Origin of the sequence: Ectobacillus polymachus (genome assembly GCF_048159605.1) — a bacterium.
GTDB lineage: Bacteria > Bacillota > Bacilli > Bacillales > Bacillaceae_G > Ectobacillus > Ectobacillus polymachus.
Genome location: NZ_JBLREB010000001.1, coordinates 370,050 through 395,680, shown reverse-complemented (window position 1 = coordinate 395,680; position 25,631 = coordinate 370,050). Strand labels below are relative to the sequence as shown.

24 protein-coding genes and 1 other annotated feature (1 of these 25 only partly in view) are annotated in these 25,631 nt (G+C 35.6%); of the genes, 7 read left to right on the top strand and 17 right to left on the bottom strand.

Annotation, left to right across the window (positions count from 1 at the left end; genetic code table 11):
• Positions 1–36 (bottom strand) — a binding site (T-box leader) (it extends 222 nt beyond the left edge of the window).
• Between the two features lie 289 nt (positions 37–325).
• Both ACM5BR_RS01900 and ACM5BR_RS01895 read right to left on the bottom strand, forming a co-directional pair.
• Positions 326–1,579 carry a YncE family protein gene (locus tag ACM5BR_RS01900; protein WP_416825500.1) on the bottom strand — a complete coding sequence of 418 codons (1,254 nt, stop codon included), beginning with the start codon at positions 1,577–1,579 and terminating at the stop codon, positions 326–328.
• Positions 1,580–1,818: 239 nt separating this feature from the next.
• Positions 1,819–2,727, bottom strand: coding sequence for a LysR substrate-binding domain-containing protein (locus ACM5BR_RS01895; RefSeq protein ID WP_416825499.1), 909 nt, complete (start codon positions 2,725–2,727; stop codon positions 1,819–1,821).
• A 98-nt stretch (positions 2,728–2,825) separates the two neighbouring features.
• Between ACM5BR_RS01895 and ACM5BR_RS01890 the strand changes: the two genes are divergently transcribed.
• Positions 2,826–3,596 carry a sulfite exporter TauE/SafE family protein gene (locus ACM5BR_RS01890; RefSeq protein WP_416825498.1) on the top strand — a complete coding sequence of 257 codons (771 nt, stop codon included), beginning with the start codon at positions 2,826–2,828 and terminating at the stop codon, positions 3,594–3,596.
• A gap of 212 nt (positions 3,597–3,808) precedes the next feature.
• Here ACM5BR_RS01890 and ACM5BR_RS01885 read toward each other — a convergent pair whose 3' ends face one another.
• Entirely contained in the window at positions 3,809–4,111 is a 303-nt protein-coding gene (locus ACM5BR_RS01885; protein WP_416825497.1) for a monooxygenase, read from the bottom strand.
• A 17-nt stretch (positions 4,112–4,128) separates the two neighbouring features.
• Complete coding sequence (locus ACM5BR_RS01880) at positions 4,129–5,901, bottom strand: oleate hydratase (RefSeq protein ID WP_416825496.1); 1,773 nt, start codon at positions 5,899–5,901, stop codon at positions 4,129–4,131.
• Positions 5,902–6,107: 206 nt separating this feature from the next.
• Between ACM5BR_RS01880 and ACM5BR_RS01875 the strand changes: the two genes are divergently transcribed.
• Entirely contained in the window at positions 6,108–6,869 is a 762-nt protein-coding gene (locus ACM5BR_RS01875; RefSeq protein WP_416825495.1) for a PH domain-containing protein, read from the top strand.
• Between the two features lie 375 nt (positions 6,870–7,244).
• A complete protein-coding gene (locus tag ACM5BR_RS01870) occupies positions 7,245–7,634 on the top strand; it encodes a DUF1259 domain-containing protein (RefSeq protein WP_416825494.1) in 390 nt (129 codons plus the stop codon).
• 77 nt (positions 7,635–7,711) lie between these two features.
• Here the strand turns inward: ACM5BR_RS01870 and ACM5BR_RS01865 are convergent, their stop codons facing one another.
• From ACM5BR_RS01865 to ACM5BR_RS01855, 3 genes are all read right to left on the bottom strand, one after another.
• Positions 7,712–8,242 (bottom strand): dihydrofolate reductase family protein, encoded by a 531-nt coding sequence (locus ACM5BR_RS01865; RefSeq protein WP_416825493.1) that lies wholly within the window; start codon positions 8,240–8,242, stop codon positions 7,712–7,714.
• Positions 8,243–8,383: 141 nt separating this feature from the next.
• Positions 8,384–8,761: a hotdog domain-containing protein gene (locus tag ACM5BR_RS01860; protein ID WP_416825492.1), complete on the bottom strand. Its 378-nt coding sequence runs from the start codon at positions 8,759–8,761 to the stop codon at positions 8,384–8,386.
• A gap of 44 nt (positions 8,762–8,805) precedes the next feature.
• Positions 8,806–9,789 (bottom strand): MBL fold metallo-hydrolase, encoded by a 984-nt coding sequence (locus tag ACM5BR_RS01855; protein WP_416825491.1) that lies wholly within the window; start codon positions 9,787–9,789, stop codon positions 8,806–8,808.
• Between the two features lie 313 nt (positions 9,790–10,102).
• Here ACM5BR_RS01855 and ACM5BR_RS01850 point away from each other — a divergent pair, with 313 nt between their 5' ends.
• Entirely contained in the window at positions 10,103–10,492 is a 390-nt protein-coding gene (locus ACM5BR_RS01850) for a DUF1259 domain-containing protein (protein WP_416825490.1), read from the top strand.
• A 302-nt stretch (positions 10,493–10,794) separates the two neighbouring features.
• Here the strand turns inward: ACM5BR_RS01850 and ACM5BR_RS01845 are convergent, their stop codons facing one another.
• The 3 genes from ACM5BR_RS01845 to ACM5BR_RS01835 all read right to left on the bottom strand — a co-directional run bounded on the left by ACM5BR_RS01845 (position 10,795) and on the right by ACM5BR_RS01835 (position 14,296).
• The gene (locus tag ACM5BR_RS01845) at positions 10,795–11,325 is read right to left on the bottom strand and encodes a dihydrofolate reductase family protein (RefSeq protein ID WP_416825489.1); all 531 of its coding nucleotides are present in this window, start codon (positions 11,323–11,325) and stop codon (positions 10,795–10,797) included.
• Positions 11,326–11,530: 205 nt separating this feature from the next.
• Entirely contained in the window at positions 11,531–12,451 is a 921-nt protein-coding gene (gene epsC / locus ACM5BR_RS01840; protein WP_416825488.1) for a serine O-acetyltransferase EpsC, read from the bottom strand.
• Positions 12,452–12,589: 138 nt separating this feature from the next.
• Entirely contained in the window at positions 12,590–14,296 is a 1,707-nt protein-coding gene (locus tag ACM5BR_RS01835) for a histidine kinase N-terminal 7TM domain-containing diguanylate cyclase (RefSeq protein WP_416825487.1), read from the bottom strand.
• Positions 14,297–14,759: 463 nt separating this feature from the next.
• Between ACM5BR_RS01835 and ACM5BR_RS01830 the strand changes: the two genes are divergently transcribed.
• On the top strand, positions 14,760–15,389 hold the full coding sequence (locus ACM5BR_RS01830) for an RraA family protein (protein ID WP_416825486.1): 630 nt from the start codon (positions 14,760–14,762) through the stop codon (positions 15,387–15,389).
• A gap of 78 nt (positions 15,390–15,467) precedes the next feature.
• Here ACM5BR_RS01830 and ACM5BR_RS01825 read toward each other — a convergent pair whose 3' ends face one another.
• From ACM5BR_RS01825 to egtB, 3 genes are all read right to left on the bottom strand, one after another.
• Positions 15,468–16,226: a putative protein N(5)-glutamine methyltransferase gene (locus tag ACM5BR_RS01825; protein WP_416827809.1), complete on the bottom strand. Its 759-nt coding sequence runs from the start codon at positions 16,224–16,226 to the stop codon at positions 15,468–15,470.
• A 130-nt stretch (positions 16,227–16,356) separates the two neighbouring features.
• A complete protein-coding gene (egtD, locus tag ACM5BR_RS01820; protein WP_416825485.1) occupies positions 16,357–17,331 on the bottom strand; it encodes an L-histidine N(alpha)-methyltransferase in 975 nt (324 codons plus the stop codon).
• A complete protein-coding gene (gene egtB, locus ACM5BR_RS01815; protein ID WP_416825484.1) occupies positions 17,328–18,599 on the bottom strand; it encodes an ergothioneine biosynthesis protein EgtB in 1,272 nt (423 codons plus the stop codon). Before egtB ends, egtD begins: the two co-directional genes overlap by 4 nt.
• Before the next feature lie 248 nt (positions 18,600–18,847).
• Here egtB and ACM5BR_RS01810 point away from each other — a divergent pair, with 248 nt between their 5' ends.
• Entirely contained in the window at positions 18,848–19,498 is a 651-nt protein-coding gene (locus ACM5BR_RS01810; protein WP_416825483.1) for a LysE family translocator, read from the top strand.
• A gap of 351 nt (positions 19,499–19,849) precedes the next feature.
• Complete coding sequence (locus ACM5BR_RS01805; protein WP_416825482.1) at positions 19,850–20,077, top strand: hypothetical protein; 228 nt, start codon at positions 19,850–19,852, stop codon at positions 20,075–20,077.
• A 129-nt stretch (positions 20,078–20,206) separates the two neighbouring features.
• On the opposite strand, the gene ACM5BR_RS01800 is transcribed toward ACM5BR_RS01805, so the two are convergent.
• From ACM5BR_RS01800 to ACM5BR_RS01785, 4 genes are all read right to left on the bottom strand, one after another.
• Positions 20,207–22,018 (bottom strand): acyltransferase family protein, encoded by a 1,812-nt coding sequence (locus ACM5BR_RS01800; RefSeq protein WP_416825481.1) that lies wholly within the window; start codon positions 22,016–22,018, stop codon positions 20,207–20,209.
• Positions 22,019–22,351: 333 nt separating this feature from the next.
• On the bottom strand, positions 22,352–22,690 hold the full coding sequence (locus ACM5BR_RS01795) for a DsrE family protein (protein ID WP_416825480.1): 339 nt from the start codon (positions 22,688–22,690) through the stop codon (positions 22,352–22,354).
• Positions 22,691–22,835: 145 nt separating this feature from the next.
• Positions 22,836–23,273, bottom strand: coding sequence for an SRPBCC family protein (locus ACM5BR_RS01790; protein WP_416825479.1), 438 nt, complete (start codon positions 23,271–23,273; stop codon positions 22,836–22,838).
• 227 nt (positions 23,274–23,500) lie between these two features.
• Entirely contained in the window at positions 23,501–24,997 is a 1,497-nt protein-coding gene (locus tag ACM5BR_RS01785) for a malate:quinone oxidoreductase (RefSeq protein WP_416825478.1), read from the bottom strand.
• Between the last annotated feature and the right edge of the window lie 634 nt (positions 24,998–25,631).

Below are 25,631 nucleotides of genomic sequence, written 5' to 3'. Positions count from 1 at the left end.
ATTAGTTTTATTTACTCGTCTCATCATCGCAAGTACAATTTTTGAATTTACATTAAGAATTATAATATCAGGGTGTTAAACTTTTGTAAAGATAATATTAATTTTATTTCAATATAAGACGGAAACCTAATATACACTTAAATACGATGCCATCGTATCATCTCCCCCCTACCGCCTAGCTAAGTCCTTTTCACGCTTGAAGAGGGAGACTTCTTTCGGAAATATGTTAAAAAAGATGAACCTAAATACCTTATCTTAATATAGAAGGGATTTCAGTTTTTCTTATTGCATTAACGGATTCTAGTAGTTCCTTTTACTGGATTTGTTAAGGTAATACGGCTACTTCTACTGGTTCAATACCTACGAGGATATTCATGTCAACAGTATTACTGCTTCCATCAATGACTGATAACTGGCTACTGCTTCTAACAGCCACATAAATTTTGTTGATAAGAGGATTAGCCTCTACACCCCTGACATCTGAACCAGCAGTAATGGGGGCTGAAATCGAGTTAGTATTACCATTTAATACAGATACGGTGTTTCTACCTTCTCCTTCATTTGTGACATAAATAAGGTTTGTAACGGGATTGACACGAACATCAAAAGGGAATAAAAATCCCGAAATTGTAGCCATAACAGTATCACTGCCACCATCAATCACAGATACGGTACTATCATAGAAATTAGCCACGTAGATTTTATTGGTTACAGGATTCACATCTAACCTTATAGGAGTTTTACCAACAGAAATTGAAGTCAGAATCGTATTGTTCCCATTGATCACAGTAACTGTTCCGGTATTAAGTGCGTTTGCCACATAAATTTTATTGGTCAATGGATTAACTGCAACACCAGATGGATTCTCTACTCCAACTATTCTGGTCATAACCGTATTGGTGTTCCCATCAATAACATATACTGTCTCAGGAAATGAAGTAACGTAAATACGGTTAGTAGTCGGATTAACTCCTATATATTCAGGATTATAGATACGAGGAATTGTAGCTACAATCGTATTGGTGTTTGCATCAATGACAGATACTGTATTATCAGAGAAGTTGGCTACATAGACAAGTCTTGTGACTGTGTTTACTTCTATTCCAATTGGTCCTTTACCAACCTGAACTGTAGCAATAACAGCATTGGTATTTCCGTCAATAACCGATACAGTATTACTTTCGAAATTGGTTACGAAAATGCGATTGGACACTTCTGTTGAATTAGACACTTCCGTTAGATTGGACTCTGCCGTTGGTGTGGGGAGTAGTGTAAGGAGATCATGAACTTTATCAAACTGAAAATTGAGTAATGCTTCTTTAATAATCACACTTTCCATAGTTCTATGGATGCTTGAATTCATGTCTAATAAATTTTCTATCGTAATCGTAGTTGGATTAATATTTACCGCTGTAGAAGTAAGTGTACCCAATGCAAACTGCAGCTTCTCAGCTTCTGTATTGATTACATGTGCTGAAGCGAGTTCCTCAAATGCAATTGAATTCAAAATTAGTGGACCAGACTGAGTTAAGGAAAGAGAAATGTTTGGTGTTATATTAGGATGAATCGGAAGAGACAAAATTGTTCACCTCCTTTCAATAGAGAGAATATTATTTATAGTTTATGCAAGAATTGATAGGCTTCTTGGATAAGTTAATTAGTGTTATTGCGGATTTAACCGGTTTAAAAAGCAAAAGCGACGAGATATTATTCTCATCGCTTTTTTATTATTTTTATTAATAAAGATTGTGAAGTAAGCACTTCAACTAATCTGGACCGACACGAACTCCAATGGTCGAAGTACCTCAAGGAGAACTCCTAGGTATAAAGTTTAGTATCAATTGATGAGTGACAATCTAATTTATTTTTCATAAATTGTATAAAAGGCGTTTGCTCAAGCTCAATCTTTCTATAACAGATATAAATATTATGAAATACATTAATTCCTTCAATAAAAACTCTCGCAACTTTGCCAGATAAAATATAATCTTCGACGCTAATTGAAGGGGCTAACATCGTGCCATAACCAGCTTGCACCGCTTTAATAGATTCATGTAAACCTTGTAATTGAATACCTATTGGTGGTTTTGGACAATTATTAGCATAGCAAATGGCGTATAAGAGATCGCGAGTAGAACTTCCTTGCTCCCGTAAAATCATCGGCTCTTTCGTAATCTCCTGTAAAGGAATAGTTTTGTTCGCAAAACGATGATTGGTAGGCACGATAAACCAAAAAGGTAATGTCATTATTTTTTCGTATATTAAGTCTTCATGACCAATATCACTTCTTACAACAATACCGACGTCAGCTTCATAATCCAAAATTTTCCGTTCAACATTTTCAACATTTCCAACTGATACATTGATAAAAATAGAAGGATTTTCAAGTTTATATTGTGCAAGTATTTTAGGAAGAATAAAATTACTTGGTAAGTATGTTGAAGCAATTTTTAATTGTTCATTTTGTTGCTTAAACTCATTAATTTTTCGTTCAATATTTTGCTCTAATTGAAATAATCGCCGTCCCTGTTGGTAAACATATTCTCCAGCAGTCGTTAATTGGATCCCTCTTCCTTTTCCTTCAATTAATTTTAAATTTAATTCTTTTTCTAAATTACGTATTTGAATTGTAACAGCAGGTTGACTAATTAAAAGTTGTTTTGCTGCTTGTGTAATACTTTTATAGTTTGCGACGGCAACAAAAATTTTTAATGCATGCAAATTCATGTTTACCCCTCACTTATAAAATTTATTTATGATAAATACAAATATATATATTTGTTTTATGAATATTATACATTTAATTTTAAAGTGAGGTGAATATTATGAATAATGAATTTATATTATCGTTGTTTTCAATGGAATCCATTATTTTATTAAGTATTGGAATTATTGCATCGATGGTCGGAGCTTTATTTGGAGCGGCCGGACTAGTAACTCTTCCAGCTATGCTGTTAGTGGGAATACCAATTCATACGAGTGTAGCGGTTAATAAGTTTGCAACCGGTTTATCAGCTTTCACAAACGTTATAACATTTTTCATAAAAAAGAAATTATCGTTTAAAAAAACAGTGCTGATTGTATGTATTGCATTTAGTGGAGGTATTGTTGGAGCTTATTTAGCAACATTATTAACGGAAAATGTAATGAATATCGTGGCATGCTTTTTACTAATTGTCGCCTTAATTACAGTATTGACGAGTAGAAAATATATAAATAATTCTCCAAAACAAGAGAAAGAACAACCGATTCAACTATATATTCCATTTTTTATTAGTGTTTATGATGGGGGATTTGGTCCAGGGTCTGCTTCTATGAGTATTACATATTATTTAAAAAAGAAACATAGCTATTATAAAGCAGTTGAGTTTTCGAGAATTGTAATATTTTCCAGTTGTTTCGGTGCATTTTTATGGTATTTTTTCCACGGAATTATTAATTGGGGTGTTGCAATTCCAATTACAATTGGTTCTATTATCGGTTCACATTTAGGAATTAAACTAATACCGAAAATTCCAATGAAATGGGTGCGAGTTGTATTGCCAATTATTTTTATAGCTCTCATTTTCCAAGTGATTTCACATTTATTATTCTAATTTGGAATATAGTCATTTCTTTGTAATTCGATTTCAAGTTCAGTTTTATGTGCTAGTTTTTTGTTTTCTAAAAGAGTTACTAGTTCACTATAAATGTAGTCTAGTTTATGTACATAATCGCTCACTTATGGATATAGAATGAAACATAAGGAAGCTGACTTCCAAAAATCGTTTTTAACGACCTATTAAGTCAGCTTCTTTTATTTTCTATACTATTTTAGTCTACCACGGTCGATCATGGTTAAAGGAACATTAACATCAAACTTTTTTGCAGTGATTTCAGTGATTCCAAAAGAATTCAAGCGAGCTGTGTGTTTAGCTAGATAACGGTCAAGTGCTTCTTCATTTTCGAAGAGATAAATTCCGCCTGCTTCTTCCGCAGCCTTATTCTCAGTCCAAATTTTCCAGATCAAGTCTTTTTCGTTGGCAATATCTTTAGCAAGATTTTCGAAGCTTTTGGACATTTCCTCACCCCATGGGCCTTTCATCTTAAAGTCGATTTGCAATAGTTTCATTTAACCTCTCCTTACTTTTATATCAATTTACTTTCTTTAAGCAAATCATATATTATAGTATCTTTTGTTTTGTGAATTCCAAATTTCCCCAATTGTTTTAATATAAAAGGAGCATCTATGTCTGTTAACTTTTTCCCATCTAACAATCGAGATGTTGAAGCTAATAGAGTACGGATATCATAAGATGAAGCAAACACTTCAGGAACTCCACGATCTATATTTAATAATGTATATACGGATTCCATAGCTGTTCTTACCGAATATTCTGTTGTGAATACTGTATCACGTTCTGTTTCACTGAAATTTCCAATAAAAGCTAAATTAACAGATCCTTTAGGAACAACTAAAGGGCGATCTCCTAATGCTCTTGGCATAAAATAAGATGTTATATAAGGCATATAACACGGAATTGTATTACATGAATTTTGCGCTAATTCTGGTATTTCGCGGGCAGGAACTCCAATATGATACAACCACTCCTGTGCTATTTCAATTCCAGTACAGTCAACAATATTTTTCTTAATAAAATTCCCCGGTTTATTTGACAACAATCCATACATCCAAACTGTCAATTGATCTTTTGGTTGATTCTTAAAATGTGGTTGTCTATTCAACGTATAACTCATCATCCAATTAGAATCTCGTACAGTTACAATACCACCAGTAACTACCTTCCCGGCATACGGATCTCTTTTGCTAATTTTTTCAATGTATGGAGCTACTTTATCATCTAATGTAGTTAATGTTGCTGAAATAAACCAACTTTCTTTCGGAAGATTATCACAAAACTTTTCCGGTTTACCAAATTCTGAACCTTGAGAGGCTATATTTTTCCAAAGAGACCAACTACCGCCCAATTCCGAATTTTTAGAGGCTGGAGTATGATTATCACCATAAGTTGTACTTTCTGTAATACTTCCATTCGTTACAAAAACTAACTCATTTTCTGTTAATGCTACATTTTTCTTCTCTCCATTTTGTTTTAAAACCAAAGTATGAGCTATCTTTTTATCTCCAACTTTATCAATTAAAACATTCTCTACAACAGTGTCATATTGAAAATCAACATGGTTATCTTCTAAATATTTAATCATAGGAAGAACTAAAGATTCATATTGATTATATTTTGTAAATTTCAAAGCCGATAAATCAGGTAGTCCACCAATATGATGAATAAAACGCATAATATAACGACGCATTTCCATTGCAGAATGCCATTTTTCAAAAGCAAACATCGTAGACCAATATAACCAAAAATTTGATTCGAAAAACTCTTCAGAGAAAATATCTGTGATTTTTTTATCATCTAATTTTTCTTCAGGAGTAAAAAATAATTTCACCATTTCTTCAGAAGACTTATCTGATAGTGTAAATCTCCCATCATCTTTAAGCCTTTGTCCTCTATTTTCAATTAATCGACATTTTGAATAATTAGGATCTTCTTTATTTAACCAATAAAATTCATCTAAAACAGAAGCGTTTTCTAATTCTAAAGATGGAATCGAACGAAATAAATCCCACAAACATTCGAAGTGATCTTCCATTTCACGTCCACCTCGAATGATAAAGCCTCTTGTTGGATTTAAAATACCATCAAGACTCCCACCTGAAATATTCAATTCTTCAAGAATGTGAATATTTTCTCCTTTCATTTGACCATCACGAATTAAAAAACATGCAGCTGAAAGTGAAGCAAGACCTGAACCAACCAAATAAGCTGATTTTTTATCAACACCTTCAGGTTTCTTAGGACGTGCAAAAGCTTCATAATTACCATTGCTATAATACATGAATACCCCTCCAAAAAATAGCAAAATTCATTACAAACAAATTATACCAATAATTTATACAGATATAACGGAGAGCGAAATGATTAACAAAAAAGACAATTTTATTCATTTGATATATTACAATTGCTATAGATTTAAGAATACAAAATGGTAAAATGATATTTACATATACACATCTTTAGAAAAGACAAAAGGGTGATTAAATTATGGGATTTTTTGATTTAAAAGTAGTATGTGGCGTCTGCGGTAGAGAGGTTGGATTAAATAGATACAAAGTGAAAAAATCGAACGCTTGGATTTGTCCAGATTGCGTTAAAGAAGTAGGCGGCTTGGCTGCGGCTAACGTCGGTAAAAGTACAATTGAAGAACTTAAAGCTATAATTGATGCAAAGGCAGAAAGACTTGGAGATGATCCAATGTCAACAGCAACAGGTATGTATCAGTATTGCCTCGATAATAAATTCGGCTCTGGTTTTAATGAAAAATGGGGAGTAAAACACTTTGCTGTGCTAGAAAGCAACTTAATGAAAGGCGAAAAAGTCCTAATGACTTTTATTGGTATACATAATTACATATCAAACACAAAACACGATAATAATTATGCCTATGCAATCACAGATAAACGATTGATGTTTGGTCAAAAAACACTAATGGGCACCAAATTTAAAGCAGTTGCTCATGAAAGGATTAATGATATTACGTTTGAAACAGGGATGGTATTTGGTGTTTTATCCATAGACACACCACAAGAAAAGTTTAATGTTGCTTTAAATAAACAATCAGCAACATCAATAAACAACCACATTCACCAAGTACTTGACGAGATAAAAACCGGCACTCATACACAAGTAATAACCAGTAATGTATCTTCTGCCGACGAATTAAAAAAATTCAAAGAATTATTAGATTTAGGTATCATCACACAAGAAGAATTTGATGCAAAAAAGAAACAATTGCTAAGCATATAAAATTTGTTTCTTGTGAAACAAATTAAGCTATAAAAATAAAGGGCGTACATATTAGGCATTTATAATATGTACGTCTATTATTTAGACTTTAATAAACACTATTGCACTCGTTACTGGATAATCTACCATTTTAAAAGAAATATTTTAATGCCTTAGCCTCAACTGCCTGTACAACTTTAGTTGAATTTTAATAGGATATTTTGAAAGAGTTATATGTTGAAGGTGATTTTATGTCAAGTCGTAGTTCATGTCATAGCTCAACAGATCATTTATAGAGATCCTTCCTTGACATTTCTTACGGTGATTTCGTAGTTTGGAAAGAAAAGAGACAGTTGTTAAATAACAAAATAAAGTGTAAAGAAGGTGATAAATAAAATGGTGAACAATGAAGAAACACTTTGTCGTGAGTTTGCTAGAATTATAGGCGGTCAAGCAGGATTTGCGGGTGGAAAGTGTGTAGCTACAATATCACGAGATCAAATAAGTGCAACGACTTTGGGAAAGAGATTTGGGGTGACTTCTTCTTTCTCATTCGAATCAATAAATAATGTAAAAGGCAAAGCTTTATGCTTAGGAAGGGTAGCACTTTTACAAAATGAAGTGGAGCCATTTATCACTGTAATTCGTGCTCAGGAAGTAATAGTTTCATCTATCCACAATGAATGGTTGTTCGATAAGCCACGTTTAATTTATGTCAATATCGAATCTGTTGAAGAACCATTGACTTTTGCAAGAAAAGTCAGGAGAGCATTAAAAGCTACTTGAGAAAACTAGTCGTAATATGTACGCCTAGTTTTTCGACTTTATTAAACAAAAGCAATCATTAGTTAAATAGTATGTAATTATTTTTTGACGATATAATGTAATTCAACAAATTGATTAAAGGTTCTAGTGCCTATTAAAGAAAGGTCTAGTTGATAATCTCCCTCTTTAAATAACGGAATTCCCTCTCCTATGATTGTTGGTGCAATTGTCAAATACAGTTCATCGACTAGTCTTTCTTTCAAAAATGCATGTAATAAATCTCCACCTCCAACCATCCAAATATTTTCCCCTTCTTCTTTCTTTATTTTCGAAGTGAATTTCACAATATCTTCGTTAATGAATGTTACATATTCATTATTTTCTAATGGGTTTCTAGTAAAAACATAGCAGCGTTGTTCTTTGTAAGGAAAATCACCTTTTACCTCTTTCATTATCCAATCGTAGGTTCTTTTCCCCATAAAGATGGTATCTATTGTTGACAAAAACTCTGAATATCCATTATCTCCTTCGCCCTCAACTTTAAATAACCATTCTAAGGAGTCTTCTTTTGTTGCGATATACCCATCCAAGCTTTGAGCTATAAATAATACTAACTTTCGTTGGCTCATTTAAATATGCCTCCTATTAATGTTTTTTCTTACCTATCTTAATAAAACTTCTTTTCCTATTGAACCATTCTGCCTCGTTAGTGAAAAAGCGATTGTCTTTTTTGACAATCACACCATTTCGTTGAATAAGACATATTAAGTTTATAAAATAACTCCAGCAAAGTTTCCTCTCAATACTTGTTTCTCATTCTGATTTGTGCATAAGAAAGATGCCATAATAGCTGTTCTATTATTATCTTGCTTTTCAAACTTCTCAATTGTTACTTCGCAAACTATTGTATCTCCCGTAAAAACAGGTCTTAAAAACTCAAAATTCATACTACGAGCCAGTACGCTATAAGTTCCACCTACTTTTGTTGGTAGAGTTGCCGTTAATAATCCTTGAATTACAAGTCTTCCCTGTTCATCTGGGGTTATATGATGAATCCCTTCATCTCCTGAAATCTCTGTAAATAATTCAACATCCTTTACTGAAAAAGTCCGTTCAAACGAAATTATATCTCCTATTTTTAATGGCATACAAATCTCCTCCCGAATTTTTTACTTTCAGGGTGGGCTTTTCGTTAGATGAGAAAGTCTTGAGGTTTCCACTCTTTCGGCTTTATGTTCCTATTCATCCAATTCTTTTGTGGTGCTTGGTATGGGGTGGTGGCGAGTAAATGATTATTCTGCCAGCTTGCTGCTCCGGAACGAATCATTTCATCGAGCAGGATTTGAATAAACTCTTCTGGATGAAGCTGAAAAGAATAGCGTGCAAAATCTTGGAACCAACCACACTTTAGTAGGTAGTTATCTATTTCTTCTTTTGCCAATCCGTTATTCATCATTAATGTGAATGAAAAAATCCTCTTGCAGGCATGCCATGAAATTTTTTCTGGCATCCTGAGCCACTTTTCAAACCGTTGCCTTGCTGCATCAATGGCAGCAATCGGATTTTCCATTTGAGGTCCATGTCCTGAATATGCCTGCCTGATCCGAAGCATAGACATCCGATCTAAACTTTCCATAGATCGTTGGATCGATGACACGCCCTCTCGAAAAATATTTATCCATCCGATATCATTTTTTTGAAAGAGATCCCCGCAAAATAATATCTCTTCTTCAGGTTCATATAAGGAAATATGCCCTAACGTATGTCCCGGTGTGTGTAAGACTTTTAAGGTTCTACTTCCTGTATGAATCTCATCGTTATCTGTGAGCTTTCTATCGACTCGATATGGTTCTACAGGCTGATCTAACCATTCTGCACAACAAGCTTCAGGGTCACAAGTATTAATTAAATCGGCTTCCCATTTATGAGCAGCAATCGGAACACCATAATTATTTTGAAGATAATAATTGCCTCCTACATGATCACTATGATAGTGCGTGTTCACAATAAGGTGTAATTCTTCTGGTGAAACACCTACTTCTTTAATTAATCGCTCTGTATCTTTCGCATCACTCCCAAAACCAGTATCAATAAGGATCGGGAGCTGATCCTTAATAAGGACCATGTTTGCACTTGGAAATTTTCTTTCAAAGAAAATAATATTGCTTTTTTTCATTAGCTCTTCCTCCTTACATTCAATGACTAAACAATTTTGATCAATTCCATTATCATAGCTAAATTCAACGCTATTTTTAAATATTCCTTCTTGGACTAACCTACCCGTTACTTTAAGGTTAACTCACACCATTACAACGGCTTGCATTATAAATCCACGATTTTCCTATTGCAACTGCCTGTACAACTTTAGTTGAATTTTAATAGGATATTTTGATCGTTCCTTGACATTTCATTACGGTTATTCTTAGTTTGGAAAGATAAGAGGACAGCTGTTAAAAACAAAATAAAGTGTAAAGAAGGTTATAAATAAAATGGTGAACAATGAAGAAACACTTTGTCGTGAGTTTGCAAGAATTATAGGCGGTCAATCAGGATTTGCGGGTGGAAAGTGTGTAGCTACAATATCGCGAGATCAAATAAGTGCAACGATTTTGGGAAAGAGATTTGGGGTGACTTCTTCTTTCTCATTCGAATCAATAAATAATTTAAAAGGCAAAGCTTTATGTTTAGGAAGAGTAGCACTTTTACAAAATGAAGTGGAGCCATTTATTACTGCAATTCGTGCTCAGGAAATAATAGTTTCGTCTATCCACAATGAATGGTTGTTCGATAAGCCACGTTTAATTTATGTCAACATCGAATCTGTTGAAGAACCATTGATTTTTGCAAGAAAAGTCAGGAGAGCATTAAAAGCTATTTGACCATAATCTTTGTACCAATTAAAGGACCTCATTCTCTTTTCGTTTGAGACATATGCACCTATAAAAATGTCTCCGAAAGCTTTTATTTTCTCCTATCCTCAGCTATTTATTTGTCTAAATCTTGTTCCTGGAGCATCAAATATGACCCGGACTGGTCTCTCGAACCAGCGACCTCACCCTGTTAAGATAAGAAACATATATTTTACTTTTCGGGAATATTGAATGAAAAACTAGTCGTAATATGTACGCCCTTTATTTAGACTTTATTAAACAAAAGCAATCGTTAGTTAAATAGTATGTAATTATTTTTTGACGATATAATGTAATTCAACAAATTGATTAAAGGTTCTTGTACCTATTAAAGAAAGGTCTAGTTGATAATCTCCCTCTTTAAATAACGGAATACCCTCTCCCAAGATAGTTGGTGCAATTGTCAAATACAGTTCATCGACTAGTCTTTCTTTCAAAAATGCATGTAATAAATCTCCACCTCCAACCATCCAAATATTTTCCCCTTTTTCTTTCTTTATTTTCGAAGTGAATTTCACGATATCTTCGTTAATGAATGTTACATACTCATTATTTTCTAATGGGTTTCTAGTAAAAACATAGCAGCGTTGTTCTTTGTAAGGAAAATCACCTTTTACCTCTTCCATTATCCAATCGTAGGTTCTTTTCCCCATAAAGATGGTATCTATTCTTGCCAAAAACTCTGAATATCCATTATCTCCTTCGCCCTCAACTTTAAATAACCAATCTAAGGAGTCTTCTTTTGTTGCGATATACCCATCCAAGCTTTGAGCAATAAATAATACTAACTTTCGTTGGCTCATTTAAATACGCCTCCTATTTACATTCCAAACAATAATGTTTCTTAATAAAACTTCTTTATAATAAGACGCCTTCTTTTTAAAGAAAAGCGCCCAATTGTTAAAACCGGTAACTATTATCAGGATTTACAATCAATCTTTATTAATCTCCATACTTCTTTAATTATCTCCCATCAAGTTTAACTTTCTGAAATATATTTTTGATATTTTAATGGTCATTTTTAATTTTTGGGGCTGGCTGGGAATTATAAACCTTTGAATATGGAGGTACAGACTGAGTTAACCATATATTTCCCCCAATCATAGAATCATGTCCAATTTTTGTGTCTCCACCAAGAATAGTTGCTCCTGCATAGATAACCACATTATCTTCAATATCAGGGTGTCGCTTTATTCCTTTTATTGGATTTCCTTGTTCATCAAGTGGAAAACTTTTAGCACCTAAGGTTACTCCTTGATAAATCTTTACATTTTTACCTATCGTACATGTTTCACCAATAACCACTCCAGTTCCGTGGTCGATAAAGAAAGACTCCCCAATTGATGCACCAGGATGAATATCGATTCCTGTTAACTGATGTGCGTATTCGGACATTATTCTTGGAATGATTGGTACACTCAATTTATACAGTTCATGAGCTATTCTATGTATACTTATTGCTTCAATCGAGGGATAACTTAAGAGTATTTCTTCAGTTGATATTGCTGCAGGATCCCCATTATAGGCAGCCTGAATATCTGTTTGGATCTCTTTACGTATTTCTGGAAAGTTATTTATTAGTCGAATTACAATTTCACTTGCTTCAGATTTACAATCGGTATTTATAGTATAGGAACTATCTTTTACACTATTTTTATTTATCAGTACTTTTTCGATCAAGTCTCTTAAATCTAAAGCTGATGTCCTTAATTTATTTCCAATAATAATATTAACTCTTGTTTCATCAATGGGGTATTTATCATAGACACCTGGGAAAAGCGCAGAACGAAAATTATGGAGTATCTTGTATATAGTTTCTTTCCCAGCAAACCCTATTGTCTTCTCAATAAAAAAATATTTTTTATTTATATCTTCAAGTGATTTTGCAATGTTAGGAATTTCATTATTTAACCATTCATTTAATTTCATAATATCCCTTCCCCTCTAAAAAAATCATATCAAATCTTTACATGATCCGCCTTACTTTTCTTCAAGAATCTATTGATAATCCTAAAAAGTAAGGTGTTCTGTGTGAGACTTGGATAGTCTTAACAGCAAACCTCACATTCAGCAGAATTGATTTTTCTTATGATTTTCTTTGATGTAAGCAAATTCGATCCGATTGCGTCCATTTTGCTTTGCTTGATAAAGTGCCTTATCCACTGTAGCAAAAAGTTGAATTACATGCTTTTCTGGATTATCTGGAATATAGTCATGATCAAAATCTTCAATAGCCAAAACTCCGATACTGATAGTGATGGAAAGCGGTGCGATTCCCTTCTCTACTATTATTGGATTTGAATTCACAGATAATCTCAACCGCTCTGCTAATTGTTTTGCTAACTGACCGTTTGTATGCGGGAGGTAGATTATGAATTCCTCTCCGCCATACCTTGCTAGAATATCTGTACTGCGAATGGATTGCTTAATTGTTTGAGCAATCTGATAAAGAACCTCATCTCCTACTACATGTCCGTAACGATCGTTAATCGCTTTAAAGAAATCAACATCCAAGAGAATAAGGGAAAATGACGTTTTATATTGGATATTCATCATCACCTCATGAGTCAACTGTTGGGTCAAATAATGACGATTGTAGCATTTTGTCAAGTTGTCGGTAAGAGCCATTTCCGTTAGCTTTTGATTGGCTTTTGATAATTCATCACGGATGCTGACAAGCGAATCATTTTGCTCTTGCAAGATCTCATTTTGCTGATTTATTTCTTTAACAAGATATCGCATTTGTGTAACATCCTGAAAAGTAATTGTTCGACCAATTTGATTACGGCCAGAAATCACAATCGGAGAGGCTTGTATAATAAAATAATTCGTCATATCCCGCTCGACGACGATTTCAATTTGATGGCAAGTATTTTCTCTATGATTGTAAGTATCCAAAAAACTCTTGCCATTGCCATCTATACGACCAGCCTCAAGAAACTTTTCCATATCAAAATGATCGCCTACACTCAGATTTACAAAAAATTGCATAGCATTGTTGACTTCAATAATCGTTTCGTTTTCATCCAACACCAGTATTCCATATGGAATGGTATTAATCACATCTTCGTGGGCGATGGTAACAAGTTCAAAAACATTGTACCGTTTAATAGCAAACACAAAAAAAAGATCAGAAAGAAAAATTCCAGCAGAAGTCAAACCTGGGATGATAGGCAACCAATTTCTCAAGCCAACATTAAACAGCAAGTCAAGTAGTGCAAAAAATGCTAGAACGAATATACCCCATAGTGTTACTTTTACTCGTCTTTTCATTGTCAATGACGTTTTGGGAGAGTGCAAGGCCTGAAACAAAAAAGTGAGGGAAGTAAAAAAATAGCTTAATAGAATAATGATCATAAACCAGAACCAAGGTCCGTATGTTCTATGTATGTAACCACCTTCCATTGGGTGTATAAAAGAATGAAACGGATTCATGATAATACCAGTTGCAGCAATAATAGCTGGAACAAACAATAGGAGTAACCTTTTTTCCCCTAATTTATCAGCATTTCCAGTGAGAAAGACAGTAAGAAGAAGCCAACCGCCGCCCAACAAGGAAAGTGAAACAAAAGACATTTTCACATAATACAACTGCAACCACCAGTCGTTTGTGATGTCTGTGGCAAATTGACAAAGAGGCCAAAGCATCATAAAGAAATGAAATAAGAAGTAAACTTTATGTAATTTTGTAATCGTCACGGTCGTAAAAACATAAACGAATAAAGTAAACAATAGGATGAACAGAAAGAAATCAAACCAAATATATAAGCTCACAACTCTTCTCCTTTTAATACGATATTTCCGCTTTAGAATTTGGATTTTAGGTTGTACTATTTGTTCAGATTTTTACAAATAAATTAAAATAAATCCTACTTCATAATGGTATTATCACTTCCATCAGTTAATATTCAAATTATTACTAGAATTAGGACTACTTAGTTCTTAATTCCTATAATAATAAAATAATCTATATTTTACATTTTATAAATACACTATGGCCTTTTTTGATAGAAACAAAAAGATAGCCTTTACAAATCCATTACCAACTCCCCCCTTTTCTTCTCAGAAAATGTAAAAAATGATTTACCTTAAAAATATTTTGTTATATAATACAAACTGAATTAATCGTAATTGTTATATAACATCAGTATTGGATCCTGTACATAGTTTAGTGAGCATCCCACCAAGAGTTTACGTATGTTTTCGACAAATCAACTAATAGAAAGGAGAATGTTGTGTGATCAACCTAATAAACGAATTTCAAAATATCCCAACGACCTGTATTTCTGATGCGATGGATGGATTAAATAATTTGAACCCTGAGATTAAACCTCTTAAGGAAGAATACAAGCTTGCCGGAAGAGCTTTAACGGTAAAAGTTCCTGTGGGAGATAATCTTGCTGTTTTAAAAGCAATCAGAGAATCGAAACCAGGTGATATTTTAGTTATCGATGCCAAAGGAGATCAATATCGGGCAATTGCTGGCGATTTTGTCGTGGGGATGGCAAAAACATTAGGCGTTGGCGGAATCGTGGTTGATGGTGTTATTCGTGATATCATTGGGATCAAAGAACTAAATTTTCCTGTCTTCTCTAAAGGAACTGCTGTAGCCTCAAGTGGAAAAACGGGTATAGGAGAGATTAATGTTCCTATTTCATGTGGCGGGGCATCCATAAATCCAGGAGATATCATCGTCGGTGATGCAGACGGAGTTGTTGTGATTCCACAATCAATAGAACAAGAGGTTTTAATCAAGTCCTTAGAAAAAATGAAAAAAGATCAAGTGAGAGAAGATAATATTTCAGGAAATCCTGCAGCAATCATGGAACATTTAGATAAACTATTGTCAAAATCTTTTAATTCATGACTACATATCATTGATGTTTACATAAAAGGAAAGGTAGATAAATAGCAACTAGAAGGGGGTAGATTATTTCTACCCCTTCTAGTTGCCAGAATTGGTTCCGATAACGACAGTAGCGTCTAGTTCATCGTCTCTGGCCACTTTCGTGATTAGCCCAGCATTAGCAAAGATTTCAATAGTCTGAGGCGCCTGCATTTCGCTTGTCTCTACCAAAAGGTGTCCTCCAGATGCTAGCCAGTGAGGGGCTTCTTCTGCTACCCTTCGCTGAATATTAAGTCCATCCTCTCCTCCGTCAAGCGCCATTTTCGATTCATACAGGCGGGCCTCCCTTGGAAGCAACTTGATTGCCTCGGTAGGAACGTAAGGTACATTCGCAACTAGGATGTTCACATTGCCTTTGAGTGCGCGGGGTAAAGCCTTATACAAGTCACCTTCAAAAACGTGACCACCGAAGTCAGTTACGTTGCGATTAGCACATCGTACTGCGACAGGGTCAATGTCAACAGAATATAACAAAACCCGTCCCAAAGCTGTGGCCAGTGCTGCACCCACAGCGCCCGCCCCACAACATAGATCAACGACAATATCACCAGAACATGACAAGGCTTCTGCCTGGCGAACAAGAAACTCGGTACGTTGGCGAGGCACAAAGACTCCCTGATCCACTTCTATCCGTAAACCACAGAATTCTGTATATCCGATGATGTATTCAAGAGGTAAACCATTAGCTCGCAATTCCACCATTTTCTTGAGGTCCTCTAAAGTTCGTGCCTCTAAGATGAGTAACCGGGTCTCATCTTCCGCGAAAACACAACCAGCACTCCGAAGCCTGTTGGCTATACATGTTTCTGTTTTGTTGTCTAAAAAGAAATTAATCCCCCCTATTTGTCTCACCGCTTTTGATACTCTTGTCGTTACTGGTAGCATCCCCGCCATTGATCATGCATTTTTCTTTTTGTGTCGCGTACCTCTACGGGGAGCATACGGTTAAATAATGAACACTAAATAAGGAATCAGGATCCGTCCAAACTTGTTTCGTTTTAAACCCATTTTTCTCAGTCATCGTTTGAAATGAGTTAATATCGTATTTATATGAGTTTTCGGTATGAATGGTTTCCCCTTTTTTAAACACAATTGGTTTCTTATCGATCATAACAACCTGATCAACTAAACTTTTAATATGCATTTCGATCCGTTCTTGTTCATCGTTGTAAAAAGCATCGTGTTTAAATTGATGAAGCTGAAAACTAGCATGTAGTTCACGATTGATTCGATCCAGTACATTCAAATTAAAAGCGGCCGTGACCCCAAGAGAATCGTTATAAGCTCGATGGAGAATCGAAGTGTCTTTCTTCATATCGATTCCAATGAGTAAACCATCCCCTTTTGTTAACATCTTTGAAATCCGTTTTAAAAACGCCTCAGCATGACTCGGCTCAAAATTTCCGAACGTTGAGCCTGGAAAGAACACGATCCTTTTACGTTCTTGATAGATGTCTGGTAAATCAATGGATTGAGTATAATCGGCACACATCGCCGCTACCTTAAGATTTGGGTATTCATTGGCTAAGGCAATGGCCGATTTTTCTAAAAATACCTTTGAAATATCTACAGCGATATAAGCTGCAAGATTAGGTACCTTGTCCAGTAAAATTTTCACCTTTTCACTGCTTCCGCTGCCCAAGTCTATTAAAAGTGCATGCTCTCCAAAATACGAGACTATTTCTTTTGCATATCGTCTTAAAATCAAAAGTTCTGTTCGGGTCAAATAGTATTCCGGCAGTGTTGTGATTTTTTCAAACAAGTTGGAGCCTTTTTCGTCATATAACAATTTTGAATCAAGTTGTTTCTGTTCCTTATTCAAGCCAGCAAAAACTTCATTGTAAAAGTTTTCTGCATTCGGTTCCAAATCAAGTACCTCAACGGATGGTTTCGATATCTTCATATCAGGTCACCTGCCAAACGAAATCCACTGAACTGCCAGCGTTTTTCCAGCGGGAAAAAGTTACGGTAGGTTAACCGGATATGAGATGAGGGGGTTACGCAGGAACCTCCCCGCAGCACCATTTGATTGGCCATAAATTTGGCATTATATTCACCAAGTGCTCCTTCTAATGGTTTGTTGCCTGGATACGGCATATATGGACTCATTGTCCATTCCCACACATCGCCGAACCCTCTAGATAATCCGCCTTTGTCCTTTGTATCACCAGCAGTATGATAATAGTCAGACTCCGCAAAATTCCCCTTGATTTCTTTGTTAACAAAGGCGTTCTCCCATTCCACTTCTGTCGGCAACCGCCAGCCTGCCCAACTTGCATAGGCAGAGGCTTCGTAATAACTGACATGAGTGACCGGTTCATTTTCATTTACTTTACGCATTCCCGATAGTGTAAAGTGATGCCATACCCCATCAGCTTTTTCCCAGTAAAGAGGGGCATTCCACCCTTCCTCTTTAACAGTTAACCATCCGTCTGATAACCAATATTTTACTTCTTCATACCCGCCGTCTTCGATAAAAGCAATAAACTCTCCATTTGTCACCGGACGTGATGCCAATCGATACGGGTCGAGCCAAACCTTGTGGCGCGGACCTTCATTGTCAAAAGAAAACTCGTCTCCATCGTGGCCGATTTCAACGATTCCTCCTTCGAATCTCTCCCAATTCAACGGCTCTTCAACACCAACGGACAGCGATAGTTTTTCACGATAAACCGGACGAAGTGGATTAACATAAAAATTGTATTTAATATCCGTAAACAGGAGCTCCTGATGCTGTTGTTCGTGGTTTATACCGATTTCAATAATTGGACTAAGCTTTGACAACTGTTCATCATCACTTTGTTTCAACAGGTTCAGAACACGTTCTTCTACATAACGACGATAATCCATGACTTCTGTTATTGTCGGTCGAGCAAGCAGTCCCCGGGACGAGCGCGGAAACGACTTTCCTATCGTTTCATAATAGGAATTGAACAGATAGCAAAACCTGGGATGAAACACCTTATATAACGGATCATTTGGGACCAAAACAAAAGCTTCAAAGAACCATGTAGTGTGCGCCAAATGCCATTTTGCAGGACTAACATCAGGTGTTGCCTGGATGATAAAATCCTCTGTTTCAAGGGGGGCTACAATATACTCGGTAAATTTCCTGACCTGGATAAACCTTGATTCCATTGTTTTGGAATGTTGATGAGTCTCCTTAATCATTTGTTATTCATTTCCTCCTCAACCAAAATGATTTCTCTACACACGGCCTTATATTTATCTTTATTTTAATTTCACTTTAGTATGAGTAAATTATAGTCAAAATGTTCTGGTAAATAAGGAAGCTAGATTATATCCAATGTATCAGTTAAAAATCATGATTGCGCCATTCATTTTCTAACTTTAACTTCTAATACCCATGATCTTTTCATTTAATTTAAAGACAAGCTTTAAACAGGGGGGATCGAGGCATGTTTTTACTTTTAATTAGGCAAATCGTTCTTGGTTTATCCATTGCTGCACCAATCGGACCTATTAATATAGAAATTATTAGAAGAGGAATCTATCAAGGGTTGTGGTCTTCTCTGCTTGTTGGAGCAGGCGGCATGACATCTGACCTCATTTTAATGTTCCTGATGTATCAAGGACTTTCTGAATTTCTAACGTTAAACTGGGTACAACTTACATTGTTGATATTTGGTGCACTCGTTTTAACCTATACCGGTGTTCAGAACTTCATTCATAGAACAGTGACAATAGTTGCTTCTCCCGGTAGCAAGGGAGATCATTTAAGCACAGGGTTGATTCGCTCCTATCTTACGGGAGTATCCCTAGCAGCTTTTAGCCCCCTAAATATCCTTTTCTGGTTGGGAATTTATGGATCCGTGTTAAGTGATTCATTTCATGACGACAATATAATAAGAGCATTCTACATAAGCAGTGCAGTTTTTATTGGTATAGGGTTGTGGAATTTGAATTTAGCGTTAACCGTTCACTTTAGTAAAACATTGTTGAAACCGGAAATGATGAAAGTCATCTCATTAACGGCAAGTCTAGTTTTATTAGGATTTGGTTTCCATTTCGCTTATGAGGCGATCGTTAGAATTACAGCATTCCTTTAAGAGTTCCCGCCCAAATTGTGCAAATCCTGACGCTACCCCGTTTAGAGGATAAACAAGATAGGTACAAAAAGAAAAAACCGCGTTTATCAATAGCTCGGCTTTTCGGTGATTCCATGCTCGGCTTTTTCCATCATATACCTCATCACGAGGCACTATCGTTGTGACTCCGAGTTTTTTCAAATATTTGTGTTCAGATTCTTTACCTGTACTTACTTAGACTTGATAACCATAATAGTTAGGTAGACTTAAGTAAGCTCTTTATTTAGTACCTTGACATATCATATAAAAGAGCACGAACCAATCATTTATAGATTTGGAGAACTGAGAGAAAAGGAGATAAAATAAATTATTATGATAATCCCATACTTTAATCACGCACGACAAGCAGGTATCGGTGCCGCTATCACATGGGCTTCTATGCAACCAACATTTCATGGAATTCATCAAATGTTAGCATCGCATTATCATCCCATGCCTGTTATATATCCTCATGCCATACATCCTTATATCACGGATCTTTATGGCATACATCCAATTCATATCTCGACAATTCCGTTTGGCTTAACATACTATGTTTAAGGAAAGTCATCTACTTTTCTGTCTGTTTTTTCCTCAAACAAGCGGTTCTTTTCCGCTTGTTTTTGTTATGTGGTATAGCGAACAGTCCAAATAATGAAAGCGAGCGAATAGATTATCATTCTATTCCACTCACTTAATTTGCTTCACTACAAGCGAAGCGTATGATTCTGCCCCTGTTTTCGATAAATGGACTCCATCTGGTTCAAAATATTCCTGCTTCCCAGCACTTGCTGAATACCAATCGACTAGTGTGACATTTGAGAAATTCTTCGCTGCTTCTTTTAATCTTTCATTCACTAATGATTCCCATGGACGCGGCACTCTTGTATTAATTAATATAACTTTACGGTCATTACCTATTGATTGAATCAATGATGTTATTTGATCAGTAGTAAATGCTCCATTTGTACCTAATCCAATAATAACGTAATCTCCTAAATTACCATCTTTTTTCATTTGATCTACCGTGGCAGTTGCTTCAGACATTTGTCTTCCAATCTTCGCATCAATCGTAATATCAGGAAAATCATTTTTCAAATATGGAGATATATCTATCATAATTGAATCTCCAATGGCTGTAACTGTCGGAGTTTCTTTTGGTTTCTCAGAAGCAGTTCCTTTTTCTTCTTCACTTTGAGCTGGCTTATCAGCCTGTTCTTTTTGGTCCGTTTGTACTGTGTCCTTTTTTTGTTCCGTTTGGACTGCTTCTATACTATCTTTTGTAGAAACCACTTTTGCTTGGCTCCCTGTTACTAAACCAAAACCAGCTGTCACAGAAACCAATAGCGCAAATGCTAAAGCGAGTTTACCACCTAACGCTAAGTTTCTTATTTTTAAATTATGTAAATGAATATTCTTCAATGCACCTTGACGAATTGGATTTTCAATGAATTTCCATGAAAGCTGCGCTATAAACAGAATAAGAAACAACTGAAAAATAGCCCTTGTAAAATGAAATTCTCCCGTATTTACTTGCGGGCTTGTCAATGTGATAATCGGATAATGCCAGAGATATATCCCATAGGATCGGACACCAAGCCATCGCAGTGGTCTAAACCTTAAAAATGCACTAATTCGGCTAGTTGGATGAGCAAGATTCGCTACTAATAATGCCGTAACAACAGAGAAAAGGAACATTCCTCCGCGGTATAGGAATGGATCATATTGATTCGTCTTCCAAAACATAACGAGAATCGCAATAAGAGCAATTCCTCCCATTACATCAAGAGCAAGACGAGCTGACGGGATAATTTTATTGGCAAGCATACTGCTCGGCCAAATGAAAGCGAGTGTTGCACCAATCAGTAAGGAAAATGCTCTTGTATCGGTACCATAATAAACCCTACTTGGATCCGTGCCCGGTACATACATCATTGCCATTGCGACAGCTGAAGCAATCGCTCCGAGAAAAATAGGTAGCGTCATTCGTGACTGCTTTTTTATAAAGGAAAATCCTAAACTAATTATGAGCGGCCAAACTACATAGAACTGTTCCTCAACAGCTAATGACCAAAAATGATTCAGTGGAGACAGTTGGCCAAAACTATCAAAGTATGATAATTTGTGAAATATATACCACCAATTACTAACATAGAATAAAGCTGCTAACGAATCTCCCCACATTTTTACAAGTAAAGAACTATAAAAAATTGTAATCCATGCTATGGTTATAACAAGCATGACAAGCATTCCTGGAAGCAATCTCCTTGCTCTATGTAACCAGAATTTCTTCAAATCAATCCTCTTATTTTCCTTCCATTCAATAACAAGAAGATCCGTAATTAAATAGCCAGAAAGCACAAAAAATACAGTAACACCTAAGAATCCTCCAGGCAGCCACTTAGAATTGAGATGATACAAAATAACACCTAGTATGGCGAGGCCTCTCAGACTTTCTAACCCAACCATATAACGACGATTTTTATTTAATGGTGTAGGCATTCACAATCACCTCCCCATCTTTCTAAAAATTGTGTAATGATTCACTATTAATTAAAATTCTATCTATTACCCTTAACCAGTATAAACCAAATTTCGAAAAATAGTTTTACAAAATTAGTATATTATCATAAAAAACATACTTTTTTGTATAATAATGTTATGTCATCTTGTAAATCCTTATCTATACTTCATCTTTTATTTGTTCAAACACGGGATGAAGAGGCTCAGAATCAAGATTTTTTTGAATGAACTAAGGTTACTATCCAGATTCCGAAGTGTTTATCTGTAACTCCTTTTAAAAATATGGGCACCTTAAGGACCACCTCTTCAAACTTAAGATAAGGTAATTACTTCATATTTTGAGGCTAACTCAATAAATTGGGCCATCCCGCTGATTTTCCCGGCTACAAGCTTATCATTAAGCTCGTAATAGTCTACACATGTTTTACAAGCAAGAACGTCAACACCCTTTTCTTCCAGATCTTTTAATTGGAGAGAAACGAGCGAGCGTTCCGTTAATGTAAACACACCGCGGTTCATGCAAAAAACAGCCACAGGTAGTTCTTCCTTTTGCTTAAGAATGGTAAAGAAGGTTTCTAATATTCCTTCTCCCAATTCTGCTTCTCCTTTACCAAGCTGATCTGATGCAAGTAAAATTACTTTATTTTTCAATTTCTCCACCTCACTGATTTAATAATGCTATGTTAGCATACTTGAAACATATGGATCAGGCACCTGTTTTACACATATATTGAATTTTAACATTGATTCACCCAATTAAAAAATAAAAAAAGAGCCCATTGGCCCTTTTAACAGATTAATCCTTCACTAAACCTGTTCTCAAGTTAGTAACACCAAATTCTAAATACCCCTTTAAACAGGACAACACAAAAACCCATCCTTCTTTATTGTCTAACAATTTATGTATGATCTCATCATCATTTTCTTTGAACCCTTCTTCGTTAACTTCAATAATTGTATTCGAATTATCTAGTTCATTCAGCATAATTGTAACTATATGCTCTTCCTCAGTTGGACCCCATTTGAACATGATCTTCTTATTCAACTTTACTTCTATTACGTTTATATCCAGTAGTGCGTCGTATTCATCATATCTCAATGTAATCGTCTTACCCTGTTCCCATCTTTCAGAACTTGAAGAGAACCAAAAATTCCCGATTTTTAAAGGGTCTACAAAGGCTTCAAAAACTTCATTAGCTGGTTTTAAAATTTTAAATTTCGTAAGGTTGTTCAAACTAAATCAGCTCTCCTTCAGTAATTTTGACACTACTTTACTTTTTATAGCTATTACCCATTCACTTCCGCATACACTTCATTATAGACCAATAAAGTTCCTTGAAAAAACAAAAGGAAGCATAATTTGCCAAAACGGCAATTTATGCTTCCTTTCACATATAGGTTTTTCAATTATTCCTGATTTTCTATTTTTACAGGTTTAACCGTCCCCCTGTATTCAGCTCTCTATGCGAACTGCTTTTTAGGCTCTAAGCCAAGCGTCTCTGCTGTTGAAGTATGAATTTCATTGAAAAGCTCTGGGTTTTCCACTAGTGACACGCCATAAGAAGGAATCATTTCTTTTATTTTCGTTTCCCACTCGTTTAGATGTTGCGGGAAGCATTTTTTTATTACCGTAAGCATGACGGAAACGGCGGTAGAAGCACCTGGAGATGCGCCAAGTAATGCAGCGATCGAGCCATCAGCGCTACTTACAACTTCTGTACCAAATTGAAGAGTTCCTTTGCCGCCAGCTTCAGTGTCTTTAATAACTTGTACACGTTGGCCCGCTACTACAATATCCCAATCTTCGCTTTTAGCTTCTGGAATAAACTCTCGTAACTCTTCAATACGCTGTTCTTTCGATAACATTAGTTGTTGGATCAAGTATTTTGTTAATGGCATGTTTTTTGCACCTGCCGCTAACATAGTGAAGACATTATTTGGTTTCACGGAAGCTATTAAATCCATATTTGAACCCGTTTTTAAGAATTTTGGTGAGAAGCCGGCAAACGGTCCAAATAGCAATGATTTTTTGTTGTCGATATATCGTGTATCAAGATGCGGAACAGACATTGGAGGCGCACCAACCGCAGCTTTTCCGTATACTTTAGCATGATGCTGCTCTACAACCTTTTGATTTTTACATACTAGGAATAGTCCGCTTACTGGGAATCCTCCAATATGTTTACTTTCAGGAATACCAGTTTTTTGTAGTAAAGGCAGGCTTCCGCCACCACTGCCGATAAAGACGAATTTTGAAGTATGGCGTTCAATGATACCGCTCTCGTTCCGTACTTTCAATTCCCACAAGCCGTCGCTAGCACGTTTAATATCATCAACCTTATGGTTGAATTTTATATCGACGTCTTTACTCTTTAAGTGGTCAAACAACATGCGTGTTAAAGCACCAAAGTTGCAATCAGTTCCAGAGTCGATTTTTGTTGCAGCTATAGGTTCATTCGCTGCACGGCCATTCATAATTAGCGGAATCCATTCCATCAGTTTTTCTGGGTCATCGGAAAATTCCATCCCTTGAAACAGAGGACTGTTTGAAAGCGCTTCAAAACGTTTTTTTAGAAACGTTACATTTTTTTCTCCTCGTACAAAACTCATATGAGGCAATGGCATGATAAAGTCCTGCGGATTACGTATCAAATCATTGTTTACAAGATAAGACCAAAACTGTCTTGAAAGCTGAAATTGTTCATTAATTTTTATAGCTTTGTTAATATCTATAGATCCGTCCTGTTTTTCAACGGTATAGTTAAGCTCACATAGTGCAGAGTGCCCCGTTCCCGCATTATTCCATTCGTTAGAGCTTTCTATTCCTGCTTTATCGAGCTTCTCAAACACTTTAATATTCCAGTCCGGCACTAATTCTTTAAGCAGTGACCCTAAAGTCGCGCTCATGATTCCAGCACCAATTAAGATAACGTCTGTTCTAGTTTGTCTGTTACTCATTTTTTCCTCCCCTTATACCCTACTAAGTTTACAGAAAAGATGTAAGCGCTTCTGCTTAAGCGTACAGCAAGCTAGGGCGCAACGTAGTCACACACCTTTTCTAAATCATTTATACCCTTCTCATAGTTTATCACTATTGTTAATAGATTAAAAATATTTTTTACTATTATATGATGGTTATATGTTATTTAAAAGTTAGTAAACTTCGATATACGGATAAGACCAACTATCAAGGGCCCAACACTATTATTAAACTACGTTCGTTGCCGATAAGTCTAAGAACCGGCTTATACGTAAACGGCAACGAACTGATCTGCGTGGCGCTTTTAATGGTGGCTATATATATGGAACGGTTTGCTAATACTAGGGTATGATGAAGTCTGTTAAATTGTGAGCATATGATTCACTATATAGGAAAACGATGGAAAGAGACATACTGGAGCCTTGTAAATTACGGGATTTTTCATATTACTATAGGATTTTATTCAATTAAAGACCCAACTATGCTATGGCTAACCAATTTAATAGAAAATGTTTAACAGTTTGTATCTACGTTTAAGCAATTCATTAGTAATTAAATCCAAAAAATCATTTGCGTTTTGTTGTGAAATTATGCGAATTTGTGTTATTTATA

Excerpts from the sequence above, each read along its gene's own strand:
- ACM5BR_RS01855 (WP_416825491.1), bottom strand. The coding sequence starts at position 9,789 with ATGAAAAAAAGCAATATTATTTTCTTTGAAAGAAAATTTCCAAGTGCA.
- ACM5BR_RS01895 (WP_416825499.1), bottom strand. The coding sequence starts at position 2,727 with ATGAATTTGCATGCATTAAAAATTTTTGTTGCCGTCGCAAACTATAAA.
- ACM5BR_RS01810 (WP_416825483.1), top strand. The coding sequence starts at position 18,848 with ATGTTTTTACTTTTAATTAGGCAAATCGTTCTTGGTTTATCCATTGCT.
- ACM5BR_RS01805 (WP_416825482.1), top strand. The coding sequence starts at position 19,850 with ATGATAATCCCATACTTTAATCACGCACGACAAGCAGGTATCGGTGCC.
- ACM5BR_RS01870 (WP_416825494.1), top strand. The coding sequence starts at position 7,245 with ATGGTGAACAATGAAGAAACACTTTGTCGTGAGTTTGCTAGAATTATA.
- ACM5BR_RS01845 (WP_416825489.1), bottom strand. The coding sequence starts at position 11,325 with ATGAGCCAACGAAAGTTAGTATTATTTATTGCTCAAAGCTTGGATGGG.
- ACM5BR_RS01785 (WP_416825478.1), bottom strand. The coding sequence starts at position 24,997 with ATGAGTAACAGACAAACTAGAACAGACGTTATCTTAATTGGTGCTGGA.
- ACM5BR_RS01800 (WP_416825481.1), bottom strand. The coding sequence starts at position 22,018 with ATGCCTACACCATTAAATAAAAATCGTCGTTATATGGTTGGGTTAGAA.
- ACM5BR_RS01885 (WP_416825497.1), bottom strand. The coding sequence starts at position 4,111 with ATGAAACTATTGCAAATCGACTTTAAGATGAAAGGCCCATGGGGTGAG.
- egtB (WP_416825484.1), bottom strand. The coding sequence starts at position 18,599 with ATGATTAAGGAGACTCATCAACATTCCAAAACAATGGAATCAAGGTTT.
- ACM5BR_RS01875 (WP_416825495.1), top strand. The coding sequence starts at position 6,108 with ATGGGATTTTTTGATTTAAAAGTAGTATGTGGCGTCTGCGGTAGAGAG.
- ACM5BR_RS01860 (WP_416825492.1), bottom strand. The coding sequence starts at position 8,761 with ATGCCATTAAAAATAGGAGATATAATTTCGTTTGAACGGACTTTTTCA.
- ACM5BR_RS01880 (WP_416825496.1), bottom strand. The coding sequence starts at position 5,901 with ATGTATTATAGCAATGGTAATTATGAAGCTTTTGCACGTCCTAAGAAA.
- ACM5BR_RS01865 (WP_416825493.1), bottom strand. The coding sequence starts at position 8,242 with ATGAGCCAACGAAAGTTAGTATTATTTATAGCTCAAAGCTTGGATGGG.
- egtD (WP_416825485.1), bottom strand. The coding sequence starts at position 17,331 with ATGAAGATATCGAAACCATCCGTTGAGGTACTTGATTTGGAACCGAAT.
- ACM5BR_RS01890 (WP_416825498.1), top strand. The coding sequence starts at position 2,826 with ATGAATAATGAATTTATATTATCGTTGTTTTCAATGGAATCCATTATT.
- ACM5BR_RS01850 (WP_416825490.1), top strand. The coding sequence starts at position 10,103 with ATGGTGAACAATGAAGAAACACTTTGTCGTGAGTTTGCAAGAATTATA.
- epsC (WP_416825488.1), bottom strand. The coding sequence starts at position 12,451 with ATGAAATTAAATGAATGGTTAAATAATGAAATTCCTAACATTGCAAAA.